31 protein-coding genes are annotated in these 23,419 nt (G+C 59.0%); 4 read left to right on the forward strand and 27 right to left on the reverse strand.

The window, feature by feature from the left end; all coding sequences use genetic code 11:
• Positions 1–151: 151 nt before the first annotated feature.
• Positions 152–418, forward strand: a complete 267-nt coding sequence (locus tag ROS217_RS23585; protein WP_009818446.1) for a hypothetical protein — start codon at positions 152–154, stop codon at positions 416–418.
• Between the two features lie 43 nt (positions 419–461).
• On the opposite strand, the gene ROS217_RS14100 is transcribed toward ROS217_RS23585, so the two are convergent.
• The 20 genes from ROS217_RS14100 to ROS217_RS14195 form a co-directional block, all read right to left on the reverse strand.
• Positions 462–812 carry a phage tail assembly chaperone gene (locus ROS217_RS14100; RefSeq protein ID WP_009818447.1) on the reverse strand — a complete coding sequence of 117 codons (351 nt, stop codon included), beginning with the start codon at positions 810–812 and terminating at the stop codon, positions 462–464.
• Positions 809–1,570, reverse strand: a complete 762-nt coding sequence (locus tag ROS217_RS14105; protein WP_157046606.1) for a hypothetical protein — start codon at positions 1,568–1,570, stop codon at positions 809–811. The genes ROS217_RS14100 and ROS217_RS14105 overlap by 4 nt, the downstream gene beginning before the upstream one ends.
• A complete protein-coding gene (locus tag ROS217_RS14110) occupies positions 1,515–3,737 on the reverse strand; it encodes a hypothetical protein (RefSeq protein ID WP_009818449.1) in 2,223 nt (740 codons plus the stop codon). Before ROS217_RS14110 ends, ROS217_RS14105 begins: the two co-directional genes overlap by 56 nt.
• Before the next feature lie 9 nt (positions 3,738–3,746).
• On the reverse strand, positions 3,747–5,354 hold the full coding sequence (locus tag ROS217_RS14115) for a terminase large subunit (RefSeq protein ID WP_083781584.1): 1,608 nt from the start codon (positions 5,352–5,354) through the stop codon (positions 3,747–3,749).
• Entirely contained in the window at positions 5,332–5,730 is a 399-nt protein-coding gene (locus ROS217_RS14120; protein WP_009818451.1) for a phage terminase small subunit P27 family, read from the reverse strand. Before ROS217_RS14120 ends, ROS217_RS14115 begins: the two co-directional genes overlap by 23 nt.
• On the reverse strand, positions 5,727–6,056 hold the full coding sequence (locus tag ROS217_RS14125) for a phage head closure protein (protein WP_009818452.1): 330 nt from the start codon (positions 6,054–6,056) through the stop codon (positions 5,727–5,729). The genes ROS217_RS14120 and ROS217_RS14125 overlap by 4 nt, the downstream gene beginning before the upstream one ends.
• Positions 6,053–6,469: a DUF3168 domain-containing protein gene (locus ROS217_RS14130; RefSeq protein ID WP_009818453.1), complete on the reverse strand. Its 417-nt coding sequence runs from the start codon at positions 6,467–6,469 to the stop codon at positions 6,053–6,055. The genes ROS217_RS14125 and ROS217_RS14130 overlap by 4 nt, the downstream gene beginning before the upstream one ends.
• Positions 6,466–6,873: an HK97-gp10 family putative phage morphogenesis protein gene (locus tag ROS217_RS14135; protein WP_009818454.1), complete on the reverse strand. Its 408-nt coding sequence runs from the start codon at positions 6,871–6,873 to the stop codon at positions 6,466–6,468. Before ROS217_RS14135 ends, ROS217_RS14130 begins: the two co-directional genes overlap by 4 nt.
• Positions 6,873–7,190, reverse strand: coding sequence for a head-tail connector protein (locus tag ROS217_RS14140; protein WP_009818455.1), 318 nt, complete (start codon positions 7,188–7,190; stop codon positions 6,873–6,875). The genes ROS217_RS14135 and ROS217_RS14140 overlap by 1 nt, the downstream gene beginning before the upstream one ends.
• Before the next feature lie 9 nt (positions 7,191–7,199).
• Entirely contained in the window at positions 7,200–7,682 is a 483-nt protein-coding gene (locus ROS217_RS14145) for a hypothetical protein (protein ID WP_009818456.1), read from the reverse strand.
• A 5-nt stretch (positions 7,683–7,687) separates the two neighbouring features.
• Entirely contained in the window at positions 7,688–8,038 is a 351-nt protein-coding gene (locus ROS217_RS23590) for an HNH endonuclease (RefSeq protein ID WP_009818457.1), read from the reverse strand.
• 19 nt (positions 8,039–8,057) lie between these two features.
• Positions 8,058–8,444: a hypothetical protein gene (locus ROS217_RS14155; RefSeq protein ID WP_040651506.1), complete on the reverse strand. Its 387-nt coding sequence runs from the start codon at positions 8,442–8,444 to the stop codon at positions 8,058–8,060.
• A gap of 11 nt (positions 8,445–8,455) precedes the next feature.
• Complete coding sequence (locus ROS217_RS14160) at positions 8,456–9,625, reverse strand: phage major capsid protein (protein ID WP_009818459.1); 1,170 nt, start codon at positions 9,623–9,625, stop codon at positions 8,456–8,458.
• Between the two features lies 1 nt (position 9,626).
• Positions 9,627–10,136 (reverse strand): HK97 family phage prohead protease, encoded by a 510-nt coding sequence (locus ROS217_RS14165; RefSeq protein WP_009818460.1) that lies wholly within the window; start codon positions 10,134–10,136, stop codon positions 9,627–9,629.
• Entirely contained in the window at positions 10,133–10,522 is a 390-nt protein-coding gene (locus tag ROS217_RS14170; protein WP_009818461.1) for a hypothetical protein, read from the reverse strand. The genes ROS217_RS14165 and ROS217_RS14170 overlap by 4 nt, the downstream gene beginning before the upstream one ends.
• The gene (locus ROS217_RS14175) at positions 10,509–11,705 is read right to left on the reverse strand and encodes a phage portal protein (protein ID WP_009818462.1); all 1,197 of its coding nucleotides are present in this window, start codon (positions 11,703–11,705) and stop codon (positions 10,509–10,511) included. The genes ROS217_RS14170 and ROS217_RS14175 overlap by 14 nt, the downstream gene beginning before the upstream one ends.
• Before the next feature lie 184 nt (positions 11,706–11,889).
• Entirely contained in the window at positions 11,890–12,171 is a 282-nt protein-coding gene (locus ROS217_RS14180) for a hypothetical protein (protein ID WP_157046607.1), read from the reverse strand.
• Positions 12,168–12,392, reverse strand: a complete 225-nt coding sequence (locus tag ROS217_RS14185; protein ID WP_040651508.1) for a hypothetical protein — start codon at positions 12,390–12,392, stop codon at positions 12,168–12,170. Before ROS217_RS14185 ends, ROS217_RS14180 begins: the two co-directional genes overlap by 4 nt.
• A 161-nt stretch (positions 12,393–12,553) precedes the next feature.
• Positions 12,554–13,045, reverse strand: a complete 492-nt coding sequence (locus ROS217_RS14190; protein WP_009818465.1) for a hypothetical protein — start codon at positions 13,043–13,045, stop codon at positions 12,554–12,556.
• Positions 13,045–13,977: a hypothetical protein gene (locus ROS217_RS14195; protein ID WP_254656427.1), complete on the reverse strand. Its 933-nt coding sequence runs from the start codon at positions 13,975–13,977 to the stop codon at positions 13,045–13,047. Before ROS217_RS14195 ends, ROS217_RS14190 begins: the two co-directional genes overlap by 1 nt.
• Positions 13,978–14,385: 408 nt before the next feature.
• Here ROS217_RS14195 and tig point away from each other — a divergent pair, with 408 nt between their 5' ends.
• Positions 14,386–15,717, forward strand: a complete 1,332-nt coding sequence (gene tig, locus ROS217_RS14200) for a trigger factor (RefSeq protein WP_009818467.1) — start codon at positions 14,386–14,388, stop codon at positions 15,715–15,717.
• A gap of 126 nt (positions 15,718–15,843) precedes the next feature.
• On the opposite strand, the gene ROS217_RS14205 is transcribed toward tig, so the two are convergent.
• The 5 genes from ROS217_RS14205 to rpsF all read right to left on the reverse strand — a co-directional run bounded on the left by ROS217_RS14205 (position 15,844) and on the right by rpsF (position 19,218).
• Positions 15,844–16,638, reverse strand: coding sequence for an acyl-homoserine-lactone synthase (locus ROS217_RS14205; protein WP_009818468.1), 795 nt, complete (start codon positions 16,636–16,638; stop codon positions 15,844–15,846).
• A gap of 187 nt (positions 16,639–16,825) precedes the next feature.
• On the reverse strand, positions 16,826–17,500 hold the full coding sequence (locus tag ROS217_RS14210) for an autoinducer binding domain-containing protein (protein WP_009818469.1): 675 nt from the start codon (positions 17,498–17,500) through the stop codon (positions 16,826–16,828).
• 385 nt (positions 17,501–17,885) lie between these two features.
• Positions 17,886–18,497: a 50S ribosomal protein L9 gene (gene rplI / locus ROS217_RS14215; protein WP_009818470.1), complete on the reverse strand. Its 612-nt coding sequence runs from the start codon at positions 18,495–18,497 to the stop codon at positions 17,886–17,888.
• An 11-nt stretch (positions 18,498–18,508) separates the two neighbouring features.
• Positions 18,509–18,736, reverse strand: coding sequence for a 30S ribosomal protein S18 (rpsR, locus tag ROS217_RS14220; protein WP_008282293.1), 228 nt, complete (start codon positions 18,734–18,736; stop codon positions 18,509–18,511).
• A 29-nt stretch (positions 18,737–18,765) separates the two neighbouring features.
• Positions 18,766–19,218 (reverse strand): 30S ribosomal protein S6, encoded by a 453-nt coding sequence (gene rpsF / locus ROS217_RS14225; protein ID WP_009818471.1) that lies wholly within the window; start codon positions 19,216–19,218, stop codon positions 18,766–18,768.
• Between the two features lie 240 nt (positions 19,219–19,458).
• On the opposite strand from rpsF, the gene ROS217_RS14230 reads away from it, so the two are divergent.
• Positions 19,459–19,974, forward strand: coding sequence for a hypothetical protein (locus tag ROS217_RS14230; protein WP_009818472.1), 516 nt, complete (start codon positions 19,459–19,461; stop codon positions 19,972–19,974).
• A 125-nt stretch (positions 19,975–20,099) separates the two neighbouring features.
• On the forward strand, positions 20,100–20,675 hold the full coding sequence (locus tag ROS217_RS14235; RefSeq protein WP_009818473.1) for a YceI family protein: 576 nt from the start codon (positions 20,100–20,102) through the stop codon (positions 20,673–20,675).
• A gap of 63 nt (positions 20,676–20,738) precedes the next feature.
• Here ROS217_RS14235 and ROS217_RS14240 read toward each other — a convergent pair whose 3' ends face one another.
• A complete protein-coding gene (locus tag ROS217_RS14240) occupies positions 20,739–21,947 on the reverse strand; it encodes a DegT/DnrJ/EryC1/StrS family aminotransferase (protein WP_009818474.1) in 1,209 nt (402 codons plus the stop codon).
• Between the two features lie 125 nt (positions 21,948–22,072).
• The gene (locus tag ROS217_RS14245) at positions 22,073–23,377 is read right to left on the reverse strand and encodes an NAD(P)/FAD-dependent oxidoreductase (RefSeq protein WP_009818475.1); all 1,305 of its coding nucleotides are present in this window, start codon (positions 23,375–23,377) and stop codon (positions 22,073–22,075) included.
• Positions 23,378–23,419 lie beyond the last annotated feature (42 nt).

The raw sequence follows: 23,419 nt of genomic DNA on the forward strand, positions 1-23,419 counted from the left end.
GTTGCTCAGGCCACTGTGTCACGTCTTGAGCGTGGCGAAGAATTGAAACCAGCCACCGTCCAGACCATCCGCGCCGCCCTCGAATCCGCCGGGGTTGAGTTTATCCCCGAGAATGGTGGTGGTGCCGGTGTGAGATTGAAGGAAAAGAAAAGTGTCGACTGACGAACGTCCATTAAACGGAAAAGCACTTAAAGTAATTTTGGAGCAGTTGGCCGAAGTTTCCGCCATAGCATTTGCGTTGAAGCACGATCTTGAACCACTTACGCCTGAGGATATTCAGGCCGGAGCGGAGCCACTGTCACAAGGCCAGATTCAAGACTCTCTAGATGAAATTCAAACCATGATCACCAACCTCGCAAGGGTTGCTCTTAAAGCCACCTCAGAAGAATGGGGCGCAGCGAACGATGGAATTCAATAGCCCGATTTCAAAAGTAGAGGCCCCCCATGGATTTAGCTACGGATCACCCAATCGCTAGATCGAACATGGCAGGTGTGAGCTTGTGCTCGGACCTTAGAGGCAGCGTCTTTGCCCCCTCGGGCGCTGATCGGTCGCGATAGGCGTGCTTCATCCAGAGACTGTCCATCTGGATGATGATTTTGACATGATGCGGAGCCAGAGGTACGCGCATCATGCGCGCCCAAGACTCGATCTCGGGGAAACTTATCGGGTTCGGGCCATGCGCCCCAACGGAGCGAGAACACGACAAATTGGCAAACGCGCTCCACAGGATATCAGCGCCGAGAGGAACATTATAAGGATCGCCCTTCAAGCAATCCTCGAGCGACTGGAGGAGTGCGACCTCGAGCTTCACTCGGTATGTCCCAGCGATAGGTGTGGCGGAAGGACTGAGCCGCGTGCTGGATCGACGGGCTGACCGATCACATCTTCCGGCCAATGGTGAGCTATCCAGGTTTGGCAGTGCGACTGCTTGACCAGCGCAAGTTGAACAAATCTGCCCGCATTGAACTGGAAACTCATGCCGTCCTGCGTAATTTTCCCACTGGACTGGCGGCCAGCGCAGATCATCCTAGACATCACGGCCGCATCATCTTCGTCATGTGCTTCATTGAGCCCACAGATCTGTAAGGCATTAGCGTCTGGCGCGCAGCTTGTCCATGTGCCGCTTTCGGTGATCTCGTGCGCGACCCAGGGCTCCAATGTGACGGTTTTTCCTGTCGAACGGTCCAGGCTTTCCTTGGGGTATGTTACCACACGATATGCTGCGAACTTCTGATCTCGCTTGGACCATCCCGCCGCGACAACATTGCTGCGTATGTCGTCGCAGGAGAGAAGCTCGTTTTTGATCATGTAATCTTGAGCATGCCACACCAGTTCGGGAAGGAATTCGACCAGATGATCGAAGTCATGGACCGATTTTGGCATGAACCAGTCCATTATGTTCTCGATCTTCCCGATCCCTGTTACTCCGATGGCGCAGCTGAGCGAAGGGTAAACCCTTATCTTTTCGATGTAGCTGACTACAGCGCCGGTGCTCGGATCGGTGCAGACACCATCAGCTCCCAGAAGCACATAGTCTGCTGGGCGTACAATCACTGATAAGACGCTCATTCTCGTTCCTTTCCATTATGACCTCTGCACCGGTTTCACTTTGTGGCGCTGCACTTACCAAACCGCCATTTGCAAAGCCCGGAAGTCCTCGGTTGATTGCTTCGAGAGTGCTCAGCATGCCGGGCTTGCGAACCTGATCGGCCCGCACAACATACTCGCCTTTATGGACGACGCCTGCTGGCTCATACTTAGCGCCCGGGCCGGTGTATCCGCCATTGGAAAACCCGAGCCAGCCTCCGATCTTTTCGAGCCAGCCGCCACCGCTGCCACTCCCAAAGTCATCGAACAAGCCACTGAGTGCCGCCTCCAGTGCCATATCCGAGAGCCTGTTGATCAGCTGGCCAACCGCCTCTTCGGCATCCGCCGCACCGGTGATGAAGCCACGGAAAGTGCTCGCAATACTATCCCGAAATTCTTCTTGCACATCTTGAGCCGCCTCTACACGAGCCCTAACCGCATCGACGCCATCAGCGGCTGCCACATATTCTGTTGCAAGCTGCTCGATCTGCCCGATCATCTCGGGCGTGAGTTCAACACCGGCGCGCTGCGCCTCGTAGAGAAGCTCGGCTTTCTTTCTCGCATAGTCGACCGCGCTTCCATACCGGAAACCAGCTTCGGCAACTGAGGTTAGTGCAAGCGCTTCCTGCTCAAGCCGCGCTATGGCTTCGCGCGTCTGATCTAAGTCACGCTGGTAATCATCGATGTCTCGGCGCCCACCACCTGAAGCGCTTGTATCCGGCGAGCCGAAGCTAGCGTCCACACTCGGCAATTGAGGGCGCAAGGAGGTCGTCGGGGCGTTGGGATTGCGGGGTCGATTGTTCGGACGGCCGCCCTGAGGCCCGTATTGCATTGAAGTTTCAGTATTACCCTCCGGCAGGTTTGCGCGCAAATCAGCCGCACCCCTTGCCGCGGTTCTTAGGGCCTCTGCGATGCCTCCAATGGCGGAAACCACATTGCCGAAACGTTGCGCATCGACGTCGCTCAATCCTCCCAAGAGGTTCTCTGCCTCTTCGACCAGATCAGCCACTGCGCCTTCGAATTCACCCGCACTGCTTTTGCCGCGCTGGAAGGCTCGCATCTCTGTGTCGATCTGCTGGAGGATCCCGGCTAGTTCATGCGCCGCGTCGATGTCGGCCACGTCCATCAGGCGGATGCCGTCCGGGCCGGTCGCCGTGTTGATCGCCCTGAACAGTTCGTCATAGGTGTCGATCAGGTCTTCGACATTGTCTTTTTGCTCTTCGGTTACGGTCGCAGCGTCCTTCATTGCACGGTAATTCGCTTCCCCCATCATGGCGATAGCCCGCTCCGATGAGCCGAATATCTCATCTACATCAACTGTAAGGGCGTCCTCGATCGCGCCGGCCAAATTCACCACGACCGTTTTAGACAAGGTGGCAACTCGTTGCTGTATTTCGGTAAACTTGCGATCAAGCTCGGCGGCGCGCTCCACTGCCCCCTCGTCGATCACGACGCCCAATTCATTAGCTCTCGCCTTAAGTTGCCTGATGCCGTACTCGCCCTCGTCCAGAAGTTCTACGAAGCGCTCACCAGCGGTTCCGCCGAAAACCTCATCTGCAACGCGGATTTGCGCAGCCTGATCAAGATCTTCCATCCTTCCGATCAGCTCTATGAACAGTTCCTGAGGATCTTCGAGCCGTCGCTCCAATTCGCTAGCCGAATAGCCCAGGCGCCGAAACGCGTCGGCGGCAGGACCCTTTCCAGTGATTACAAACTCATCAGCACGCAACTGCAACTCCTTCAAGCCGTCGATCATTGCATCGACTTCGATCCGGTTTTGCTCCCCGACGAATTTCAGCTCTTGAAAAGCAGTTACACTGAGACCCGCCCGGCTTGCCTGACGATCCAAATCCGCCAAACTACGCATGGCCTGTGTGGATCCCCGCGTGATAGCTGCCATACCTGCCGCAATTGCGGTCGCTGCAAATGCCTTGCCAACCAGTCCGATCCTCGTGCTCGTCGAGGCCAGCGCTTGATTGATCCGGCGTGTCGATCCGATCATGTCGCGTTCCATAGCTGTGGTTGCAACCTTTGATCCGCGATGCAGGCTGTTGTAGGATTTCGTGCCGAGTCGTTCAGCTTTAATCATGTTCTTTTCGAAGTCCCGGATACGAGCCTCCAGTGCAACAATCAGCCGTTCGTCATCCATTTTGATCTCCTATGCTGTCCAAAGATCATCGGTGAACCAATCCGCCGATGTAATAAATTCTGTCTCCCCTGCGGCGCACCGCGCCACTGCCATTGCGGTGGCAACGGCACCATCAATCTTGTTGCCGCTCTTGCCCTTGTGGAAGCTACGGTTTCCCGCGGCATCGACGTGCAACTGGACGTTCTCAAAATTCCAGCGGAGCACAGGGTGACCCCCATGCCTGAATCGACGGGCGATGATGGCGCGCTCCAGCTCCTTGACCGCAGGAGCCATGGTTACCCATCCCTGCCGAAACTCGACCACGGGAAGCCCGTCCTCCGCGAGGCTCGCCATCATCACGCGCCCCATGTGCGGATCAAACGCAGCTTCCTTTACGTTGAAGCGGGCGAATAGGTTGCGGATGTGATCCTCGATCATGCGGAAGTCGACTACGTTGCCAGGCGTCGGGATGATGAATCCTTCTTCTGCCCAGCTCACATAGTCCACGCCATGCCGGTCACCCCGGTCACGCAGGTTGTCCTCGGGGCAGAAGAACCACGGATGCACCTGGTAGCCTTCCTCGCCGTTCTGCCATGCCGCCACAACGACCGTGAGGTCTTCGTTCTTGGACAGATCCACGCCGAGCCAGCAGGGCGCTTGTACCATTTCCATCTCATCCAGATCCACCTCGTGCGCCCCTTCGTCGTAGGTGTGCATCTCGACAAAAGGCGATGTGGACTGGTCCAGCCACCGGTTGAGGTTGAACTGCAGAAAGCTGTCGCGTTCAAATGGGGAATGCTCGGCCTTCTGTGCCTTATCCCGGAAGCCCATGATGTCGGGATACCCGTGTCGAAGCCCGGGATTCGTGGCGTACCAAACATCTTCGTCGCGCCAGTCATCCGTTGGCTCAACCATGAAGATCACCGGCAGGGTGGCCGGATCATCGATGTCACCCTTCTGCACCTTGATCGCGTACTCGACTTGGTTCCATGCGAGATTCTCCTGCCCCCGCCCCGAAGTCGTTGCGATGATCATCAGCGTGCCGGGCACCTTCACCAGCGCGCTGTCGAGCGCTTCCCATTGGCGCAGGCCCGCGCGCCCTTCCCATGCGTGCAGCTCATCGGCGATGACCACATTTGGGGTCTTGCCGTGCTGGACCTTTCCGTCCGAGGCGACGGCAACATAGCGCGCGCCAATCTGATTGAAGGCTATCCGGCTCACATATTCCCGCACGCTGAGGTGCTTGGACAGGCGCCGGTCATGCTGGATGATAGTGGCCGCCTCATTAAAGAGTTCCATGGCCTGCTCGCGGGCCGAGGCTGCCGAGACGGTCAGCCCGCCCGGCAAGCGCTCCGGGCCGATCAGATGCAGGAGCGTGATCGCAGCGGCGAGGCTTGTTTTGCGATTGCCGCGAGGCAGCAACAGTACCACACGGCGGACCACCCGCGACCCATCCTCATGGCGGGGGCCGTATATCTTGCGCACGATCCGCTCCTGCCAGGGATCAAGCTGAAAGGGGTGACCAAGGGCCGGGTTCTTCGGATGCTTCAGGCGGCGCAGCCAGGTGACTGCGCGCTCACCATACCCAAGCGGATCTGCAATCTCGGAACCATCATCAATCCAGCTGGGAAAGATCATCATCATCCTCGTCATCTCGGATGGCCGGGCGGGATCTGGACACCGGCGTCAGCCCCAGCTCGGCCGCCAGAAGGCGCGAGCGCGTCATCGCGTCGGACTGGATGCCCACGGCAGGGTTGCGCCTCATCTTGCCGTCAAGGTCTTTTAAGATGTGGCCATGCTCTTGCAGGTGTGCCTCCATTTCCCGCACGGTGCCGATGGAGATGCAAAAATTCTCAAGGCTCGCAAGGTCTGCATTGGTCAGGATCCGCCGCTCGATCAGGATCGGCATGACGCGCGCCCACTCGGCAGCGGACGCGTCGGACAGCCAATCGGGTGCCGGCAGATCGGACAGCGCGTCCGGCTCAGTGCTCAGGTGCGGCTTGGTTCCCCTCATGCCCGAGTCTCCTCCGCGATTTGGCGGCAACGGATTTCCAACCCGGTTCTGCGTCCGATGCGTGTCACCTCTTCGACCTCGAACGTGTGTCCATCAAAGGCAATGCGGTCAGTTGTTATAAGCCCATTAAAGAAGCGGGTACGGAATACAGTTCGGGCAGTGCTGATCTCGCCCGCGTTTTCCAGAAAGTCCTGTGTGGCCCGCTCAACAACCTCCGCGCGCAGGGTGGCAATCGGTGTCCATGTATCAACCGGCGTTCCGGCAGCATTCACCGTCGAGGTAGCGCGCTGCACCTCGATCACATGCACGAGTTTGCCCGACCTCATGGCGCAACCTCATCGGCCAGCACGTCGACCGTGACGATCCCGTGCGAGGTTTCGCCATCCGGATCACTGAGCGCGCGCATCGAGGAGACGCGCCAGTCCACACAGTGAAAACTCGGCCCGAGGTCAAGGCGCCCGGATTGGATCGCAGTCCGGATTGCGGCAGAGATCGCCTTTACGCCCTCGCGGGACGGCTCGACCTTCCAGACATGGATTGTATGGTAGACGCGTGAGCGGGAACGCGAGAGGCTGTTGCCTTCATCCACAACATGCGCATCGCCCAGGACAATGGACGGGCTTGGCGCAGGGCTCTTGTTGCGGTCAAGTATCGAGGCCGCCGCAACGAGGTTAGTGACCGTCGATGTGGCCACGAGGCGGGCGCGGATTGCGATCTGAACAGCAAGGTCTACGCTCATCTCGCCCCCCGGATTGCCTTGGCTATAACGCGCTTAATGCGCCGTTCCGCCTTCGGCTTGGCTAAGCGAAAGCCGGGCCAGAAGAATGGCTGCGCAGGGTGGTGGTTGGTTCCATACTCCTGCAGATGCGGATACCTTACATCCGAGTTACCAACCGTGATTGCCACTTGGTTTTCCGGTACAATTTTAGCGCCGCCGGGCTGTGAGTAAGGCGGCGTGGCGCGGCCTGATTGAGTTACTGCGATGGATCCTACGAGATCACCACTGTCTTCGGGGGCCAAACTTTCAATAGCTTCGGCAATCTCATACCCCCCTTGTATCAACGCGGATTGTGCGGCATTGCGTGCTGCTTTCGGGATTGCCCGCATGCGCCGCTGAAACTTCTTGAGGGATGCTTCGGACATCAGAAAGAGAACTCCCGGTATTCCGTCACGATCTCGCGAACACCAAACGGCACCTCGGTTGCTGTCGCGCCCACCAGAGCCGTTTCACGCTGTTCGTACCACCAGGCTGCGAGTTGGAGCACAGCCTCGATCAGGCATGGGGGAATTGGCTCCTGATCATCCCCTCCGAAGCACTCCTCAATCTGGAAGCCAAGTAGCCGCTCAACATGGTTCTGCGCCGCATTGAGTTTTTGCTGCAGCATGGCGTCATCCACCATACCAATATCGTCAGTGAATGCGAGATGACCCTTGAGGTCTAATATGTCGGCGACCGCCATTGATCAGCCTCAAGGAGCTTCAGCCGCATCAACGCGGACAGTGTTGCTGTTAACCCAAAGCGAAGCGTTCAGCTTCATCACCGAGTTGGCAGTGTCATAGGCCTCTGAGGCGCTTCCGACCTTGGCGATAAAGTACCGCTCGGACGGCGTGCCGCCTTCTGGCGCATCATTGAACTCGACCTTGAAGGCGTAGTCGTGGGGTGTCTTCTCAGCGGCGATCACGGCTTGCTGTCCTTCATCGGCATAGTCGATCCCCGCGACAACCTCCATTGGGGCGGCGTTGCGGGTGCCTTTCAGGCGCTTTGTGCGGTTCTCGCCGAGCGAATCGAACGTAACCTCGTTGGCTTGGTCACCAAGGGTTCCAAGGGATTCCAGGCTCGTGATTTCCGTCCAGGTTTCGCCGGCGAAATCAATGAGAACAAAGTCCGAAGATTTATCGCTAAGGACGCCGCCAATGTACAATTTGGCGCCTCCGGTTGCAAAGATTGGCATTTCATTTACCTCGTATGATTGCGGCGCTCTTCTCGTTGCTTCGCGCCAGAGTGACAGGGTTTGCAGAGACTCTGCAGGTTGGTCGGGTCGAGGCGGCGCGCTGGAGCAACTGACCTCGGGATGATGTGATCGACTTCAAGGGCCAACTCGCCGCAGCGGCTGCAGAAGGGATGCTTTCGCAGGTGATCCTTCCGAAGCCGCCGCCAGTCCGCATCAAGGCCACGGGCCGCCGCGCTTGGGCGGCCCTTGTCGAACCGGGCCTTTCGCTCGGCGTCATGGCGCTTCTGACAAGCGCAGCGCGTGCCAGCTGCAACGAGCTGCCCGCAACCGCAGATCCGAGGCGGCTTTCTTGGCATGTTGCAACCCGGCCCATGATCAGGCGACCGGCGCGTCGGAGGGGTGGCCTTTCACGATCACCGCACCGGCGGCGATGGACGTGCCGCCATTCTTGGTGAGCACCGTCCGGATATACCGCTTGTTCCCGATGTACCCCTGCTTCACCACGCTGTCGGCATCGAGGGTCGCGGGAAGCGCGCCCACCAGATGCTCCACCGCGACATCGGCGAAGTCGCCCGAGATCGTGGTATCGCTTTCCTGAAGCTTGGCCGTGAAGTCGCCGTCGCCAGCGACGGCGCCCGTATTGACGACCAGCGCCGCGCTGTTGAAGCCCAGCAGATCGATCGCCGCGCTGGTGGCAGTGGCGGACAGGACCGCAGGCGCGACAGCCTGGGTGAGCCCGATATTTGGTGTAATGTCACGCATGGTCATTCTCCTCAGCTGGTCGACATTTTGAGTTTTCGGAAGCGGGCGGCCTGGATGACTCTGCCCCCGACGCGGCGGGTGGCATGGATGCGTGTCAGGCCCTTGGTCGCCAGCAGGTACGGGTTGACCAGCATCGACATCGCCAGACGATCCACGATCCGATAGGCAGAGAAATCGCCGTAGAGGATCGGGAAGGCACCGGATGCGATGTCTGGCATATCAACGGCCTCGATCACCGGGCGCCCGAGGATGGTTTCGGGCTGTCCCGCCTGGAAGCTTGCCTGCCAGAGAAACCGGCCATCACCATCCTTGAGCGTCCGGATCACCCCCAGCGTCGTGCCGTTCATCATCCAGGTGCCCGCGTTGCGGTACATGGCCGGCAGTGAATACATCAGCTTGATCATGTTGTCGGCGGACACCGCAGTGGTCGAGCCGTTCACAAATTCGTCGATGTCCGGATGCGTCATCAGGCCCTCGGGCTGCCCCGCACCCGTGCCGTTGACAAAGGCGGCGCCCTCTTTTTTTCCGAAGTCCTCAGCCAAGGCGAGACGCACCTCGGCCTCGGCGGTGCCGCCGCTGTCGGACAGCAGCTCGTTGCTGATGTCCACATGCGTCATCAGCTTGCGCGCCGTCACTTCGACCTGACCGAAGGTGACCGTGGATTCTTCGCTTTCCTCGGCTTCACCTTCCCACTGCGCGTTTGTGCCCGCCGTGCGCTTCGGATACTTGACCGAAGGCGATGCGATGCTGCGCACGCTGGCAACGGTCCGGATCGGAGAGTATTCCACCAGATCGCGGATGAACTCGGCGCTCATCTCGCCGGGTGCGAGATAGCCGCCCTGCTCATCATTCGAGACGGTGAGCGCCTTGCGGTCATCCTCGGCGATGCCGCCGCCGTGGCGCAGGTAATTGCCGAAGGCCTTCTTCTCGATCGCGGTCTGTTCGTCCTGATCGTCGTCGCCCTCGCCTTTGGCGCGGTTTGACTTGGCTTCGATCTTGTCCAGGCGCTCCGCGATCTTCGATGTGTCGGCCTTTTTCTCGATGTCATCGAGCCGGTCGTTCACGGTCTTGGTAAAATCACTGATCGCCTTCGTGACGATATCGTTCGGATCGTCGTTGCCGCCGTCCTTGAGAGTGATCGATGTGCTGTCACGCAGATCGGTTTTCTTCAGGTGTCGCATATCAATTCCTTTTCGCGAGCTGCGCCGTAGCGCGTTGAAGGGATGCCGCCAGCGTCAGGGCGCGGATGGCACTTTTGGCAGAGGTGACCCTCGCGCCAGGATGCATCGGCACCGTTACGAGGCTGGCCTCGAGCAGTTCCAGTTCGGTGATCGTGCGGCCACCGCGCGGGCGGGCCGATGCCTTCTTGGTGCGAAAGCCGATAGAGATGCCGCGCACCGCACCAGCTTGTACAAGGGCGCGAACTTCGCGGGCGCGGGGTAAGTCATCGACCAGAAGCCGACCCTTGAGGTGCAGCCCGTCTTCTCGGTCGTCTGCGATCTCCCAGGCGCCAACCGGCTCTTTCTGGTCGTGAGCAAAGAGCATGGGCAATGGCAGAGAGGTGCCGGTGAAAGCGCCTTTCTGTATCCAGTCACCCACGCGGTCGCCTTGTGAGTAGGGCCAAGCCATCCCTTCGATGCTGCCATCGTCAGAAGCTTCAAACTTGGTTTCGAGATAGAACAAATCCATCATGTGCGCCCCCGGTGAATGGAGCGGTCCGAAGCGAAGACATCCACCTGCGCCTGAACCCAGTGCGCTGCCCTAAGGAGACGGACCACATTTGCACGAGTGAACGGGACCGCCTTTCCATCTTCGGTGCATTCCCAGTCCAGAATGCAGCGCGCGAGACTGTCGATACGGACGCGCTCCCGCATCTCGGCTGAGACCCGCCCTTCATGGTCCGCCACTTCGGCCAAATCGTCTGCCAGGGTCAGGCGGGCACGGTTCTGTGTCTCGCTGTCGGGACCCGCGATCTTCACCCGGATCCCGGTGACAGCACCGGTGACCGGATCCACGAGGTCGCACCAAGTGCCACTCTCTTGATCGGCCGAGAGGTTGCGGATGTCATTTAGGTCCATCGTCATCCCCTTTCGGGTCGGTCTTGTTGGTTGAGATATTCGGGTTCATGAACTGTTCGCCGCCTGCGCGGGGCGTCAGGCCCAGCCAGGAGCGCCCCTCGTTCGGGTTGATCGTCTGCGAAGAGATCAGCGAGTTGATCACTGTGGCGCGGGTGGCGAGATCCGCGCGGGTCAGGTCGTCGCGATCAAACCGGATGGCGTAGCGCAGGCGGTCCTCAGGCGAGAACAGCGCACGGCGCAAAGCGCCCTCAGTGGCGCGCAACCACGGCTCCAACGTGTAGCTGAGGAACTCGCGGCCCATCTGTTCCGTGTTGCTCCATGTGGCGCGGTCGTGATCGAACAACATCGACGGCGGCACCCGGAACGCGCGGGCGATTTCGAGGATCTGGAACTTGCGGTTTTCGAGAAACTGCGCGTCGGTCGAGTTGAACGTGAAGGGCGTGAACTCCGCCCCGTCATACAGGATCGCGGTTGCACCTCCGGAGTCGTTGCCCTCATGTGTGACCCGCCAGGCGGCACGCGCCTTCTTCACGGATTCCTCACCCATGCCCTTGGGGAACATCAGCGCCCCCGAGGGGCGGGCGCCGTTGCCAAACAGCTTGGCAGCATGCTTGTCGAGAGCCATGGCGGTCGCGATTGCCTCGCGCGCCAGCGACAGCGGAGCGCGCCCGAACGGGCTGCGCAGGTGGATCACGTCGGAAGCCGCAACCGTGCGGGAATTGATCTTGTATCTCGGCTCGCCCGTGGTCTGGTCGAACTGCACGTCAATTACGCCGCGTCGATAGCGGATAATCTCGGCCACACGCCCGTCACCCAGACGGTTCACGAACGCCATGCCACCTTTGTCGTCGGACAGCGCATCGATGACCAGGTCGCGGATCATCGAAAAACCATCGGTCCAGTCGTTGGCCTGGTCGCGCATGAACGGCAATATCGGGTGGTCCGGGGCGTCAACCTCAGTCCGGTCCGCCTCGATGCGCTTGACGTGGATGTCAAGGGTGGCAACGGCGTCTGAGATGACGCGGATCGCTGAGCCCACTGCCGGTACCCTCAGGGCTGCATCGGGGGTCACAACCGCGCCGCTGGTGCTGCCGGGGGTCAGGCCGAAGAGCGCGTAGAGATCATCGCCGGGTTCGGCGAGGCCTTTGGTTTCGATCTTGGGTTTGCGCTTGAAGAGCTTCATGCCGCGAGAATCGCAGGTAAAATTCTTGGCGCATAGCTTGCAAAGTGCGGGCTCTCATAGGTTTCCGTGGGTTTTCCGGCAAAAGCGAAAAGCCAGTTTCGTGCAAATCTCGTAAAAGCTTCCCCGCGCCGGTCCCCAAGGTGCCCCAAAAGTCTGGAGCCACCCCCCCCCCCCCGGAATGTGATCACTCTCCCAGATCCTCCATATCATCGAGAGCTTGCCGTGCTGTCCTCATCGCTGCCTCGATGATGCTCGACTTTGAATCACTGAGAAACCGCATGCTCGCTGTTGATGTCCAAAGCTTGATCTCTCCCTCGTGCTTCACCAGCTTAAGATTGGTTGCCACTATCGGCCAGACTATTACGCCGAATGTGGCGAGGAGCTTTGCTTCAGCATTGAGCTTTTGAGGCGGCGTGCAGATCACCATGTCAATGATCTTGGTGTCTGTCTTTTCAATTGCGGTCATCTGTTTGTCCTCAGCCATGTGTTCAGTTCAGATTTCAGTGCGAAGTAGCTCCTGCCATCGGGGCGGTAGATTGGGACGTGTTCGAGCTTTGCCAGTCGTCGCGTCTTGTCCACGCTGAGGCCGATCGCTGCCGCTATGTTTGTTAGACCCCATAGCTTCTCGGGTCCGTTCGTGATGGCGTCGAAGCGCCAAGGGTCAAGTTGCGGGTGTTTGCTGCTCATGATGCCTCTTTCGTTCACTTGATCACTATCCGCCTCAGCCCCGACCACCACCCCATGGCTTGCTAGGATGTTCCCTTTCGCGGAACAGGGTGAGGCCCTAAACAGGGCGTTCCGTTCCCTTTCGCGGAACAGGCCGTTCCCTTTAGTGGAACACGGCCTCATCAGTTTGTTCCCTTAAACGGAACAACAGTGTTCCCTTTAGCGGAACAGGGTTTTGATTTTGGCTTTGCACGAGCGGGGGATAGTTTGACTGGGAAATCGTGCCCCTCAGACCAGTTCATGAACCACTGCTTTCCGGGGCCTTGGCCGCCCACTGGCAAGATCTCGGTCAACTCATAGGCCGGGGCCTTACCCATGCCCCCAGTGCCCAGGCATGCGCCCTCGGTCTGAATGATGAACCCCTTGGCCTGTAGCTCCTGAAAGGCCCGCATGGCCGTCTTGATGTTGCAGCCCATGCATTCCGCAGCTTGGCGTACTGACAGGCGCAGCTTGCCGTTGTTGTTAAATTTCGCCCCGCGCCACTCAAGCTTTATCCACGGGTATAGGGCTTGCGCAGGCATGGAGAGAGCCCGCCACGCTGGCGTGCGCATCACGTCCAACCTGAGGACTGTGACGGCCTCTTTCTTGCTCTCGTTTCGCTTATCGCGCCCCATCACGAAGCCCCCATGCTTTCAGGGGGCGGCAACAGGCCGCTGATCATGATGCGGTCTTGCTTCTGTGCATCCAGATCGTTGACGAATTGCGTCCAGTCGATGCGCCGATCGATAGCATCCTTGAGGATGTCTGCGATCACGTTGGGAGGCAGTGCTTCAAGCTGGCACGTGCCGCCCTCCCAGCCCTTTGACCGGCTGTCGGTGGCCTTGGCTGGGGCTGTAGGAAGGTCGTGCTCTATCACCTGTTCACGGGTCAGGGCCACACGCTCAAATTCTACATTTACCAGACCGTGCGGCCTGTCTGCCATCACAAAGGCGGTCACATCTTCTGCAACACTGTCGAAGATCGAGACCCCGCTCGGGTCATAGTCCCCGAGGTGCAAGATGATGGTCTCTTTCTCTTTTAGGCAGATACGATCCGCCAGCCGCTTCTTGGCTGTCAGGCTGTCAAAGCCGCCGGATGAATAGACGGGGACAGAATACCACTCGGCAACCCTATGAAGCTGGGGCAACATGCCCGCGGCTTCACACCAAACCTCCATGTGAACACCCTGAGACGTGAGACGGTTGCGAGTGTAGCTTTTGCCCAATTTCCGCACATGGCGCAGGAAGTCGTCGCGGTCGTCAAAGTGATCAAGGCCATAGGTCGTAACGCCATCATCGCGGATAGCGTCAAATGGGATCAACCTGCCGCGCCGCGCATTGGCAATGTGGTGACACAGACGGGAATAGGCCGCTTCGGTCTTGTTGTAGTTGTGCGCGCCGACCATCCGATAGAAGATCTGGCGACAGGTCAAAGGCCAGTAGCTCGCGTATTCCGTCATTACCGCCTGAACCTGATCAAGCAGTACGCGGGTTTTGGCAGTCGGGCGATAATTCTCGATATACCCGCGCGGTCTACCAACTTTACGGCAAGCCGTAATTTTGCTCATGTCGCACCCCACAATGCAGTGCGATTATGGGGGTGACGTGCTGTCAGTGGTACGGTATCGTTCATGTGAAGTTGACCGCTTTCATATGTGATTTGAGCGCCGTTGCGGGGACCAGCCGCAGCGGCGTTTTCTTTTGGGCCCTCAAATTCCGGTTTCGCGGATTCACCGTTCGTTTTTGGTTTGTCCTGCGAAATAATTTCACTACAGGTTTGAAGCGCCAAAATATTCGCTGAATTTAGGTTCTGGCGACTTAGTCGTGGGGGTTCGAGTCCCTTCACCCGCACCAGACACACGGCAGGTCGGACCATGCCGGATTTCACTTGCAGGTTTGTGGGTGCCTCAATAGAACACGCGTGATTTTGACCGCCGCGGACGCCTCCGCGGCCCGATGCATATGAGAGGACGAACATGCAGGTCACCGAGACCCTGAATGAAGGGCTTAAGCGCGGCTACAAGATGACCTTGTCGGCCAAGGATCTGGACGAGAAGGTGAATGCCAAGCTCAAGGAAGCTCAGCCCGATATCGAGTTGAAAGGCTTTCGCAAGGGCAAGGTGCCGCTGCCGCTGCTCAAGAAGCAGTTTGGTCAGCGCGTGCTGGGCGAAGCCATGCAAGAGAGCGTCGATGACGCGATGAAGGCCCATTTCGAGGCCAAGGGTGAGCGTCCCGCGTTCGAGCCTGACGTCAAGATGGCCAATCAGGAATGGAAAGAGGGCGACGATGTCGAGATCGAGCTGAGCTACGAGGCTCTGCCCGCGATTCCCGAGGTTGATCTCAAGTCGCTCAAGCTGGAGCGTCTGGTCGCCAAGGCTGATGATGCCGCAGTCGATGAGGCGCTCAAGAACCTCGCCGAGACTGCGCAGGATTTCAAGGATCGCAAGAAAGGCACCAAAGCCAAGGACGGCGATCAGGTCGTGATCGACTTTGTGGGCAAGGTCGATGGCGAGCCGTTCGACGGCGGAAGTGCCGAGGATTACCCGCTGGTCTTGGGCTCGGGCAGCTTTATTCCCGGCTTTGAAGAACAGCTCGTTGGCGTCAAGGTCGAGGAAGAAAAGGCTGTCACGGTCACGTTCCCCGAAGCCTATCAGGCTGCGCATCTGGCGGGCAAGGAAGCAGTGTTCGATTGCACGATCAAGGCTGTGCGAGAGCCTGTCGCTGCTGAAATCAATGACGAATTGGCGCAGAAGTACGGCGCGGAAGATCTGGCCGCGCTCAAGACGCAAATCGGTGAGCGGCTGGAAATGGAGTATTCCGGGGCAGCCCGCGCGATCCTCAAGCGTCATGTGCTGGATCAGCTGGATGAGAAGGTCAGCTTCGAGCTTCCGCCGAGCATGGTCGAAACCGAGGCCAAGCAGATCGCGCATCAGCTCTGGCACGAGGAGAATCCTGATGTTCACGGCCACGATCACCCCGAGATCGACGTGACCGACGAGCACAACAAGCTGGCCGAGCGCCGCGTGCGTCTGGGTTTGTTGTTGGCGGATCTTGGGCAAAAGGCCGAAGTGCAGGTTTCAGATGCCGAGATGACCCAAGCGGTGATGAACCAAGCGCGTCAGTATCCGGGCCATGAGCGGGAATTCTTTGAATTCGTGCAGAAGAACCCGCAGATGCGGCAGCAGCTGCGCGCGCCGATCTTTGAGGACAAAGTCATCGACTATGTGGTTGAACTTGCCGATGTGACCGACAAGGAACTGTCCAAAGAAGAATTGGAAAAGGCCATCGAGGCCATGAACGACGAGTGATCGTTGATACCATGTCCTGAATAATGAAGGGCCGCCCCGGGGAGAAGTGGGGCGGCCCTTTTCGTTCGAGCGCAAGTGATGCGGCGATAGTGCCAATCGCCGGTCAGGAAAGCGTGCCCCTGGGGGTCAGGCTCGCATGTCCATGCGCGAACGAATCTTATCCTCAAGGGCTGCCTTGAGGCGCAGAGCGGCGAGCCGCTCCTTGTCGGTGGTGGCTGCTGAAATCTGCTCGTCGCAATAGTCTTCGAGCGGTGATTTCGGTTTCACATGCGCAGCGACTGCCGGCAGGGCAAGCGCTGCGTCATCGGTGATAAAAACATCCCCTTCAACTCCGCCAAACTCGCGGATGCGGTTGATGCGTTCATCGGTGCAATCCAGCAGGGCGGCGAGGGCGGGCACTTTACCCATATCGGCAATCTTGCCAACATAGTCATAAGGTGCATTGCCCGAACGTTTCAGGACACGGTCCATGACGGGGTCGATCACCGTCACGATGTCACTGACACCGGCACGCTTGGCTGCCTCGAGCGAGGCAATCATCAGTTCGCAGGTGGCGTAGGACACCGAGTTGCGGTCACGCCCGCGCCCCAAACGGCGGGTGTCGACGCAAAACCGGGTGGATTCCCACAGGGTCGCACTTCGCAGCGGTGGCTCGCCATTGAGAATATCGGAAAACACATCCGAGAGCATATGTGGCCCGGTTGTCTGAAGGGCGCGCACGCAAGAAACTACGTTCCCCTCGTCGTCAAGGCCAACGGCATAGGCCGGATTGAGATCGTCGAAGAGGTCGCGTTCACGTCCGTCTTTGACGTCGACCTGCCAGCCCAGACGGTCCCCAAATACCCGTGCGCGCAGTTTGAACATCTCATCCAGCACATGACCGAATCGGTCTTTGTTTATAGCGTCAATTACCAAGATCATCTTTGTTTCTCCCCAAAAGATGCGTGTTCCGTGTGAGTGGTGGCTTTCGCAATTCCAAGGTTAGTAAAATCCACGCGCTATACCATTGGGGAAATCCCGTACTGCCGTGCACGTTCACACACCAAAGCGTGATTATCGTCTTGGAAAAGTTAAAAATTTCTGGAGTTCGACCATAACCTGCACGAAGTCAGCGCGGATAAATCAACCCAAGGTTGATGGCGCGGCCAATGGCCTGCGGAGTCGTCAGCGCATTCAGTTTTTGTCGGGCAGAGCGCAGGTGCACTTCGACCGTGCGGTGAGAGATCGACAGGATGTCGCCGATGTCCTGTTGGGATTTCCCTGCAGCCGTCCATTGCAGGATCTCGATCTCGCGGGTCGACAGGGACGGAGAGTTGAGCATGCGGGTCAGGGGATCGGCTTGGATCACCATGTCATGCATATGCACTGCGGCCGATTGTAGATCCCCGATGATCTCGGAAATAAGGAGATGCCATTCGCGGTCGGAACAATCGCGGTTGATGCTCAGGCCGCCGACATCGCCGTAGGGACCATGTATTGGAATCGTCAGGCCTCGGTCGCTAATTCCGAAATCGCGCGCGTCCCGAAAGATCGTCTGGAACTCTGCCCCGCGTTCCAGTCGGTGCCAATCCACGGGCGCTATGCTGTGCCGCGCCTTGAGCAAGGTCGGATCAATCTCATAATACTTGTTCTGAAGGTAATGGGCCGTCCAATCCTCGCCATAGGTCATATGGCCGTGAGACGCACCACTGATCGGATTCATACCTGCGTAGGCGACATGATCGAGTTCAAATCGGTCACGCAAATCGTCGAGAAACTGTCGGAAAGGATTCGTCTGGGCCATCTAGCGCGCCTCTTCGATCATCTTCGAAGGGCGTGTCGCAAGTTCAATGGATAGAAATGCCGTGTCCCCTGAGCGAACCGTAGATTGGCGACGAGTCAGACAAGCGACATTTGCCCGAGCCAACCGGATGTTCGTCGTCGAAATGAAATGTGTGTTTTCCATGTCAAGGCAGGCCCAAGTGCTATCGTGGCAGTAATGCCGACTATCCCGCACATTGCAGAGACGACCCGGCGGGGCGTTTACGGCGTTTGAACCACACGGACTAAAGAAAAAATAACACTAGACGCGAGACTATCATTGAGTGGCGCGTTTTGTCGACAGTCTTGTCAATAGCGTATGCCGCACAGCAGGCTGTGCGGCATTGCTTTGGAAACAAACGCTGATTTCAGGCGTTATTGTCGTCGTCGTTGCGACGATTCGAATAATCGTCTTCGTCGCCAGCCGCGCCCCCGATGTCATCGAACAACTCGGCAATCTCGAAGTCGGCAGCCTGATCGGCCTCGGCGGCGGCATCCTGGATGCTCTTGCCGGAGGCTTGCAGGGCCGCTTCCTCGACCGAGCGGGCGACGTTCAACTGGATCGTCGCCACGACTTCGGGGTGCAGCGTGACAAGCACGTCATGCAGACCGAGGTCTTTGATCGGACGGGTCAGGGCAACCTGCTTGCGTTCGACGGTAAAGCCGTTCTCGGTTGCGGCCTCAGCCGCATCGCGGGTGCTGACCGAGCCGTAGAGCGCACCGCTGTCAGAGGCCTGGCGGATGACGATGAACTGCTGACCATTCAGCTTGTCCGCCATTGCTTCGGCTTCTTTGCGGGTCTCGAGGTTTTGCGCCTCAAGCTGGGCCTTGCGGCTTGCGAAATCGGAAATGTTCTTTTCCGACGCCGACAGCGCCTTGCCCTGCGGCAGCAGGTAGTTGCGGGCAAAGCCGGGCTTGACGTCGACGACGTCGCCCATCTGGCCAAGCTTGGCTACGCGTTCAAGAAGGATCACTTGCATCTGAGGTCTCCTTATTTCACGGCATAGGGCAGAAGGGCGAGAAAGCGGGCGCGCTTGATTGCACGGGCCAGCTCACGCTGCTTCTTGGCCGAAACGGCGGTGATGCGCGACGGGACGATCTTGCCGCGTTCGGAAATGTAGCGTTGCAGCAGGCGCGTGTCCTTGTAGTCGATCTTGGGCGCGCTATCGCCCGAGAACGGACAAACCTTGCGACGGCGGAAAAACGGTTTGGTAGCCATGATTTATATTCCTTTGCTCAGGTGACGGATCAGCGACGCTCGCGGCGTTCGCCGCGGTCAGCCCGATCCCCACGATCACCCCGGTCGCCGCGGTCACCACGATCTCCGCGGTCGCCCCGGTCACCACGATCTCCGCGGTCGCCACGATCACTGCGCTCATCGCGCTTTTGCATCTGGACGGACGGACCCTCTTCATGGGCATCCACCTTGATGGTGAGGACACGCATAACATCGTCATGCAGACGCATCAGGCGTTCCATCTCCTGGACCGCACTCGAGGGTGCATCGGTCTTGAGAAAGGCATAATGGCCTTTACGGTTCTTGTTGATCTTGTAGGCCATCGTCTTGACGCCCCAATACTCGTGCTCGACGAGTGTGCCGCCATTGTCGGTCAGCACGGCCCCAAAATGTTCGATAAGGCCTTCAGCCTGCGCGCTGGACAGGTCCTGACGCGCGATCATCACATGCTCATAAAGCGGCATGTTCACTCCATTTCTATCAAGGCGCATTTCATAGGACGGGCTTTGGATCTTTCGCGTCCCATCCACGAGAGACTGCGCGGTTCATAACGATTGCGAAAGATTGGGTGCGTATACATCGCCCCAGAGAGCGGCGCAAGCCGCATTGATCCGGCCCGCAGATTGCCTTTGGTCTGCCGCAATCTGGGCGTTTTTGGCAGGCAAGTTTCAGGCAGGTTTGAGGTGTTCGAGGAAATAGGGAGTATGACGATGGTTGCCTTGCCGGATTTTGAGCGTGAGTTCACCCATGCGCCGCTCGACTACCTCGAGACGGCGTCTGCCCAACAGGTAGAGGCGTCGGCCTTTGATCTTGGCCGGGCAACACAGGTGCTCTGCGGCAGCGCCTTGGTCTGCTCTTCCCTGGGACTCTGGCTTGTGTCGATGGGCGCACAGGACGCGGCGATGATGATGATCAAGCTGCTGTTTTCAGTGACCCTCCTCTTTGCAGGTCTGATGTGCCTCAGCCGGGGGCATCCCGAACAAACAGAGCCAGATATTCAGGTTGATGTCATGAACCGGCGGCTGCATGTGATTGCCCCGCTTGCGGGCGGACGTGCGGCGCGGGTCGCGGTGCATGATCTGGACACTCTGAGCGAACTCTCGATGCGTGATCGGGTTTTGACGGCCCGCGATGCCACGGGTCGACAGATTGTCGCAATGAAAATCGAGGATCGGGCAACCGCACGTGCGCTGCGCCGTGCCTTGGGATTTGCCGCCTGACCAAAGGTGTCGCCGGCAGGTGTTCGCCAATCCACAGACGCTGTTTGAAACTACGGGATTGTGATTTGAACCCAGAGCGCCAAATGTGAACAGGTAAGTCACATTTCACCCTCTGGAGGTTTCCAATGAAGAATATCCTGCTCGCTGCGGCACTTGCCGTCACTGCAACAGGTGCCGTTGCCGCGCCCGAGAAATACGAGCTGGACCCCAGCCACAGCCAAGTTTTGTTCTCCTATAACCACCTTGGTTTTTCCACCACCCACGGCATGTTCTCTGGGTTTGAAGGCGAGATCATGTTTGACGCCGAAGATCCCGCCGCCTCTTCGGTCAGCGTGTCGATGCCTGTGATGTCCATGCTGACTGGTTGGGAAAAGCGCGAAGAGCATTTCATGTCCGAGGATTTCTTTGGCGCGAGCGAGGGGGACATGGTCACCTTTACCTCGACCGGCATCGAGGTCACGGGCGACACCACCGCCAAGATCACCGGTGATCTGACCATGAACGGTGTCACGAAGTCCGTGGTGCTGGATACAAACCTCAATCAAAAGGCCGAGTTGCACCCGATGAACAACAAGCCGTGGCTCGGGTTCGACGCCACCACAACCCTGTTGCGCTCGGATTTCGGGGTGGACAAGTTCACGCCCTTCGTCAGCGACGAGGTTGAGGTTCGGATTTCGGTTGAGGCGGGCAAGGCCGAATAAGCCGCAAGCAGAAACGAATGAGGGCCGTCTTCCGGTGGCAGGCGGCCCTTGTTGACTCTTGGATCAGGTGCCGTAGGCGCGATTGTGGCCCATCACATCCTCGGCGGCCAACACCAGCGCATCGGTGATCAGGTCAAGATCGGACCGGGTCAGGCGCGCGGGCAGGCGGGTGTCGCAGGCACGCATCAGCATCGCCCGCGTTTTCGGCAGGACAGGTGCCTCACCCGGCAGGAATTGCCAATTCCAAAAGGCGCGCGCATTGTCGGTACTCAGGCCAAACACCTGCACCTTGACGCCGCGCCCTGCCGCCGCTTGGGCAAAGGCGCGGGTCTCGTTTTCGGTCATCCCCACCAGATTGAACTGGATCGAATCCGGGGCACGCTCTTCGGGGGGCAGCTTGGCCGGAACGCTCATCCACGGCGAGGCATCGAGCCGCGCCGCGACATAATCATGGTTGGCGCGTCCGTCGCGCACCCGCCGCGCCACTTCGGGCAGTTGCGGGCGGATGATCGCCGCCGACAGGTTGTTGAGCCGCAGATTGTATAGCGGCAGTTGGTTCTGCGCGCGGGCAAACGCCGCCTCAAGGGCGGCATCGGGGGCTGTCAGATGTTTGGCCCAGTTGTGTTCATAGGCACCGGACATGATCACCGCGCGGGCAATCAGATCGGCGTCGTCGCTGACCATGATACCGCCTTCACCGGCATTGACCAGCTTGTAAGACTGAAAGCTGAAACAGCCGATTTGCCCAATGGTGCCGATATTTCGCCCGGCCCAAGTGGTGCCAAGAGAATGCGCGGCATCCTCGATCACCGGAATGCCGCGCGGCATGCAGAGCGCCATGATGGCATCCATATCCGATGTATGGCCGCGCATATGGCTGATGATGACCGCTTGCACCGTGTCCAGCCACTTCTCGAAATCCGCCAGATCAATCCGGTAATTCTCGCCCACCTCACAGAGGACGGGCACACAATCGGCATGCAGGACCGACGAGGGCACGGCGGCAAAGGTAAAGCCGGGGATCAGCACCCTTGCATCGCGCGGCAGGCCAAGCGCCTTGAGCGACAGAAAAAGCGCAGCAGAGCACGAGGAAACGGCAAGCGCGTATTTCGAGCCGAGTAAGTCCGCGAACTCACGCTCGAGCAGCGTCACAGGGGCGTTGTCCGGCGCGGTATAACGAAACAGATCGCCTGATTGCAGCATCCGGTCGATTTCGGCACGGGCGGCCTCGGGGATGGGTTCCGCATCATAGACATTGGGTGCAAGTGCCATGTTTTCGGATTTCCTGAAGTTATGTTTCGGCTTTTCAGAACACATAGGCCTGAATTGTGACAATTTGTCAAAGAAAACCGGGTTGTTTTACGGCAGTGGGTGAAATCCCGCGCATCGTCTGAAGGTCAGAGGCCCAGCCGGTCACGCAGCGAAAACCAAGTCATCGCCAATACCAGAAGCGGATTACGCAGAGCGGTGCCGCCGGGAAAGGCTGGGGCTGGCACCCGCGCCATGCACTCAAAGCCCGCCGCCTGACCGCGCACCGCCTCTGCCATCAATCGTCCGGCGTGGGTGGCCGTACCCACCCCATGCCCCGAATAGCCAGAGGCCGACAGGATATTGGGCGCAAGCCGCACCAGATAAGGCATGCGCCGCATTGTGATCGCCAGCGTGCCACCCCAGGCATAATCAAGCCTAACATCGTGCAAATGCGGGAATATCCCGAGCATCGGCTTGCGCACCGTGGCGCGGATATCCTTAGGAAAGCGGTAGCCATAGCTCTCGCCGCCGCCAAAGAGCAGGCGCTTGTCATGGCTGAGGCGAAAATAGTTCACCACGAATTTCGTATCTGCGACCGCGACATCCTGCGTCAAAACGCGGGCTGCGTTATCCCCCAAGGGCTCCGTGGCCACGATGAAATTATTGATCGGCATGACGCGCGCGGCGACCTTGCGTTCGAGCCCGCCGAGATAGCCGTTGCAGGCGAGGATGAGGTGATCCGCCTCAACTGCGCCGGCATCCGTGGCCACACGAACCGTTGCGCCGCGTGTGATATTGTGTACTGCCGATCCTTCGTGGATACGCACGCCCGCCGCCGCCGCCGCGCGCGCAAGGCCAAGCGCAAAGGACAGGGGGTGCAGATGCGCCGCCCCTCTATCCAGCGAGCCACCATGATAGGCCGGCGAGGGGCAGAGCGCGGTCAACGCCTCTGCATCCAGCTTTTCGATCTGATCGTACCCGTAGCGCGTGGCCAAATGATCGGCATAGTCATGCTCTGCCGTCATTTCGCGGGCCGAGAAACAGGCATGCGCCACGCCGGGTTTCAGGTGGCAGTCGATGCCATGTCGCGCGACCAGCGATTTGACCAGGTCCTTGGCCTCTTCGGCCAAGTGCCAAAGATGCACGGCATCATCCGCGCCCACCAGACGTTCGAGCGCGGTTTGCTCCATCCGCTGTCCGCTGCCCAATTGCCCGCCATTGCGCCCCGATGCACCAAAGCCCACACGCTGCGCCTCGAGCAGCACCACATCCAATCCTGCTTCTGCCAGGTGGAGCGCCGCCGAAAGCCCGGTATAGCCTGCGCCCACCACACAGACCTCGGCCCGCGTGCGCCCGCGCAGGGGTGCGAATTCCGGCAGCGGCGCTGTGGTGGCCGCGTACCAGCTTGGTGGATAGGTGCCGCGCCTGTCGTTGGAATAAAGCAGGTTCATGGTTTTTCTTGGTGCAAATACTCGTCGGCACGCCCGTGACGC

This window comes from Roseovarius sp. 217, from assembly GCF_000152845.1.
Lineage (GTDB): Bacteria > Pseudomonadota > Alphaproteobacteria > Rhodobacterales > Rhodobacteraceae > Roseovarius.